Annotated in this window: 5 protein-coding genes; all 5 read left to right on the top strand. The window is 61.6% G+C overall.

Going from position 1 to position 3,786, the window contains the following annotated elements; all coding sequences use genetic code 11:
• Positions 1-146, top strand: a 146-nt coding sequence (locus ACLP2E_RS18460) for an ATP-binding protein (RefSeq protein ID WP_442466766.1), incomplete at its 5' end; no start/stop codon positions are given.
• Positions 147-396: 250 nt separating this feature from the next.
• Entirely contained in the window at positions 397-1,410 is a 1,014-nt protein-coding gene (gene pstS / locus ACLP2E_RS18455) for a phosphate ABC transporter substrate-binding protein PstS (protein ID WP_442466765.1), read from the top strand.
• 87 nt (positions 1,411-1,497) lie between these two features.
• Positions 1,498-2,487: a phosphate ABC transporter permease subunit PstC gene (pstC, locus tag ACLP2E_RS18450; RefSeq protein WP_442466764.1), complete on the top strand. Its 990-nt coding sequence runs from the start codon at positions 1,498-1,500 to the stop codon at positions 2,485-2,487.
• 5 nt (positions 2,488-2,492) lie between these two features.
• A complete protein-coding gene (gene pstA, locus ACLP2E_RS18445; protein WP_442466763.1) occupies positions 2,493-3,335 on the top strand; it encodes a phosphate ABC transporter permease PstA in 843 nt (280 codons plus the stop codon).
• A gap of 19 nt (positions 3,336-3,354) precedes the next feature.
• The coding region (locus ACLP2E_RS18440) for a phosphate ABC transporter ATP-binding protein (protein ID WP_442466762.1) at positions 3,355-3,786 on the top strand (432 nt) is incomplete at its 3' end.

Here is a 3,786-nt window from a genome sequence, read left to right as displayed (position 1 = left end):
GCCGGGCGCGCAACGGCACAGGTCTCGGCCTCGCCATCGTCAAGCATATTCTCACGCGCCACCGAGGCAAACTGAGCATCACGAGCCGCATCAATCACGGCTCGACTTTCGTCGCCAGCGTGCCGCTCCACGTCAAGCGGAAATAACGAGACCCGTTCAAGCCGGGCGTCTTGCGGGCGTTCGGGCGCCAAACGGTTGTCACGCTCGCTGCTTAGACCTGTCGCTTTCCAGAAAAATACAGCGAAAACAGAGTGTTACCATGTCATAAAACAATGGCTGCAACGTCATATAAGACTGGTGTTGGCGGCGTAAGGGTGAAGCGCGGCGCTAGCCTGCCGCCCATGCGCGCGGGGAAGGTCCGCACCCTGACCTTAATGGTCTGTCGGAGAGCTGCTTATGTTCATGAAATCCCTCATCACTGCGGCTGTGCTCGCCGCCGGAGTCAACATGGCCTCGGCCGCCGACATCTCCGGCGCCGGCGCGACGTTCCCCTTTCCTATCTACGCCAAATGGGCGGACTCCTATAAGAAAGACACCGGTAACGGCCTGAACTACCAGTCGATCGGTTCGGGCGCCGGCATCAAACAGATCAAGGCCAAGACCGTGACCTTCGGCGCGACCGACGCGCCGTTGGAGCCCGCGGAACTCGAAAAGGCTGGTCTTGCGCAGTGGCCGATGGTGATGGGCGGCATCGTGGCCGTCGTCAATCTCGACGGCGTGAAGCCGGGCGACATCGTCATCGACGGCCCGACGCTCGCCAACATCTATCTCGGCAAGATCACGACCTGGAACGATCCAGCCCTGAAGGCGCTCAATCCGAAGCTCGACCTGCCGAACCTGCCCATCGTCCCGATCCATCGCGCCGACGGCTCAGGCACCACGTTCAACTTCACCTACTATCTTGGCGAAGTCTCGCCGGAGTGGAAGTCGAAGGTCGGCGTGTCGACGACGGTCGACTGGCCGGGCGGCATCGGCGCCAAGGGCAATGACGGCGTCGCCAACAACGTCGCCACCACCAAGGGCGCGATCGGCTACGTCGAATTCGCTTACGCAGAGCAGAATAAGCTGACTTTTGCCGACATGGCCAACAAGGCGGGCAAGGTAGTCGCCCCGACCATGGATGCATTCCAGGCCGCGGCCGCCAACGCCGATTGGGACCATGCGCCCGGTTTCTACCTGATCCTGGCCAATCAGCCGGGCGACAAGTCGTGGCCGATGACCGCCGCGACATTCATTCTTCTGCCCAAGGATCCGCCGAATAAGGCCGCAGCGAAGGACGCGCTCGACTTCTTCAAGTGGGCCTACGAGAAGGGCAACAAGATGGCCGCGGATCTCGACTACATCCCTATGCCCGACAACGTCGTCAAGCTGGTCGAGGCGATGTGGGCCAAGGACATTAATCTGAAATGAGCGAAGCTCGGGGGCGAGCGGCAATCGCTCGCCCCCGGCTGTCGCGCTCGGAATGTCGCCGACCCAAGCAAGAATGTTGAAACGACGATGACGGCAACGGCACTTCGAACGCAGAGCGGCGCGAACTCTTCGGCAAGGGAGCGCGCGCGCGCGCTTTCGCGGCTGAAATTCTCCGACAGTGGGTTTCGCGTGATGACGCTAGCCTCGGCGTTGATCGTGCTTATCCTTCTTTTAGGGGTCGCGATTTCACTGTTCGTCGGCGCATGGCCCGCTTTCCGCGAGTTTGGGATCAATTTCTTCTTCTCCGACGCCTGGAGCCCGCCGAAAGAGCAGTTCGGGGCCGCGACCGCGATCTACGGCACGCTTGTGACATCGGTGATTGCAATGCTGATCGCCGTTCCCGTCGGTCTGGGCATCGCTGTATTCCTCACCGAGCTCTGCTGGCTGCCGCTGCGGCGGCCGATCGGCGTCGCCATCGAGCTGCTCGCCGGCATTCCCTCCATCATCTACGGCATTTGGGGCGTCTACTACTTCCGGCCGGTGATGCAGTCCTACATCCAGCCGTTCCTAATCAACACGATCGGGAATGTCCCCGGGATCGGCTTTCTCTTCCAAGGGCCGCCTTTCGGCTACGGTGTGCTGACCGCGGCGTTGGTGCTCGCGCTGATGATTTTGCCATTCATCACGGCCGTGTCGCGCGACGTGTTCGATACGGTTCCAACCGTGTTGAAGGAGGCGGCGTACGGGGTCGGAGCGACGACTTTCGAAGTCGTCGGCAACATCGTCATTCCTTATACGCGGGTCGGCGTGATCGGCGGCGTGATGCTGGCCCTTGGCCGCGCGCTCGGCGAAACCATGGCGGTCACCTTCGTCATCGGCAACGCGACGAAGATCCAGACGTCGAGCCTCGCCCAGGGCACGACCATCTCTGCGATGATCGCCAACCAGTTTGCCGATGCGGATCCGGGACTGTTCACCGCGTCGCTGCTGGCCCTCGGCTTCATCCTGTTTGTCATCACATTCATCGTTCTTGCGGCCGCGCGCTGGCTGCTGGCCAGTCTCGAATTGAAGGCGTAAGGTCAATGGCGGACCTCTATTCCGGGCGCAAGCGGCGCAACATCATCTGGACGGCGCTGGCCTACGGGGCGACAGGCCTCGGCCTCACCATGCTTGTCATCATTCTGGCCACGCTGCTCTGGAACGGATTTGGCGGACTGTCGCTGGACGTCTTCACCAAGAACACAGCCCCGCCCGGGGTGGTCGGCGGCCTCCTGAACTCGATTGTCGGAAGCATCATCACGACGGCGATCGGCCTCGCGATCGGCGCGCCGCTCGGCATCCTGGCGGGAACGTACCTGGCCGAATACGGCCGCAATGATCGCCTCGCGATCGTGGTGCGTTTCATCAACGACATTCTGCTCAGCGCGCCGTCGATCGTCATCGGCCTATTCGTTTACGAGCTGCTCGTCGTGCCCGTCGGGCACTTCTCAGCCCTCGCGGGCGGCGTCGCGCTAGCAATCCTCGGGGCGCCGATCATGGTGCGCACCACCGAGGATATGCTCAATCTGGTGCCCGATACGCTGCGCGAAGCGGCCTCGTCTTTGGGGATGCCGCGTTCTCTTGTGATCCGTCACATCGCCTACAAGGCGGTGCGCTCCGGCATCATCACCGGGATCCTCCTGGCGATCGCCCGAATGACCGGCGAGACGGCGCCATTGATCTTCACAGCGCTTGGAAATTCTCTTTTTACCCTCGATCCGCGCGGACCAATGTCAAGCCTTCCGCTGATCATCTACGAGTTCGCCCGCAGCCCTTACGCGGAACAGCAGAGGCTCGCATGGACGGGCGCGCTCATCCTCACGTTTGCAGTGCTTGCCTTGAGCATCGCGGCCCGCGCGCTCTCCGCTTCCACAACACAAAAGTGAATCAAAAGGTTTTTCGCTCATGAGCAACGAAGCCAACGCCCCAAGGCCGGCCAAGCCGCCGAGCGCGTCCAAGGACAAGATCGTCATCCGCGGTCTCGATTTCTATTACGGCCAGTCGAAGGCGCTCAAGGACGTCACTCTGTCCCTGTATGAGGGCCAAGTCACGGCGTTCATTGGTCCTTCGGGTTGCGGCAAGTCGACGTTGTTGCGCGTGCTGAACCGCATGTACGATCTCTACCCCGGCCAGCGGGCGGAAGGCGAAGTTCTGCTTGACGGCGAAAACGTTCTGGCGAAGGACCTCGATCTCAACCTTCTGCGCTCTCGCGTCGGCATGGTGTTCCAGAAGCCGACGCCGTTTCCGATGACGATCTACGACAACATCGCCTTCGGCGTGCGCCTTTATGAAAAGCTGCCCAAGTCCGAGATGGACGCTCGAGTCGAATCGTCGCTC

This window comes from Rhodoblastus sp., assembly GCF_052145335.1.
In the GTDB taxonomy this organism is placed as follows: domain Bacteria; phylum Pseudomonadota; class Alphaproteobacteria; order Rhizobiales; family Beijerinckiaceae; genus Rhodoblastus.
This window is presented reverse-complemented; position numbering and strand designations above follow the sequence as displayed.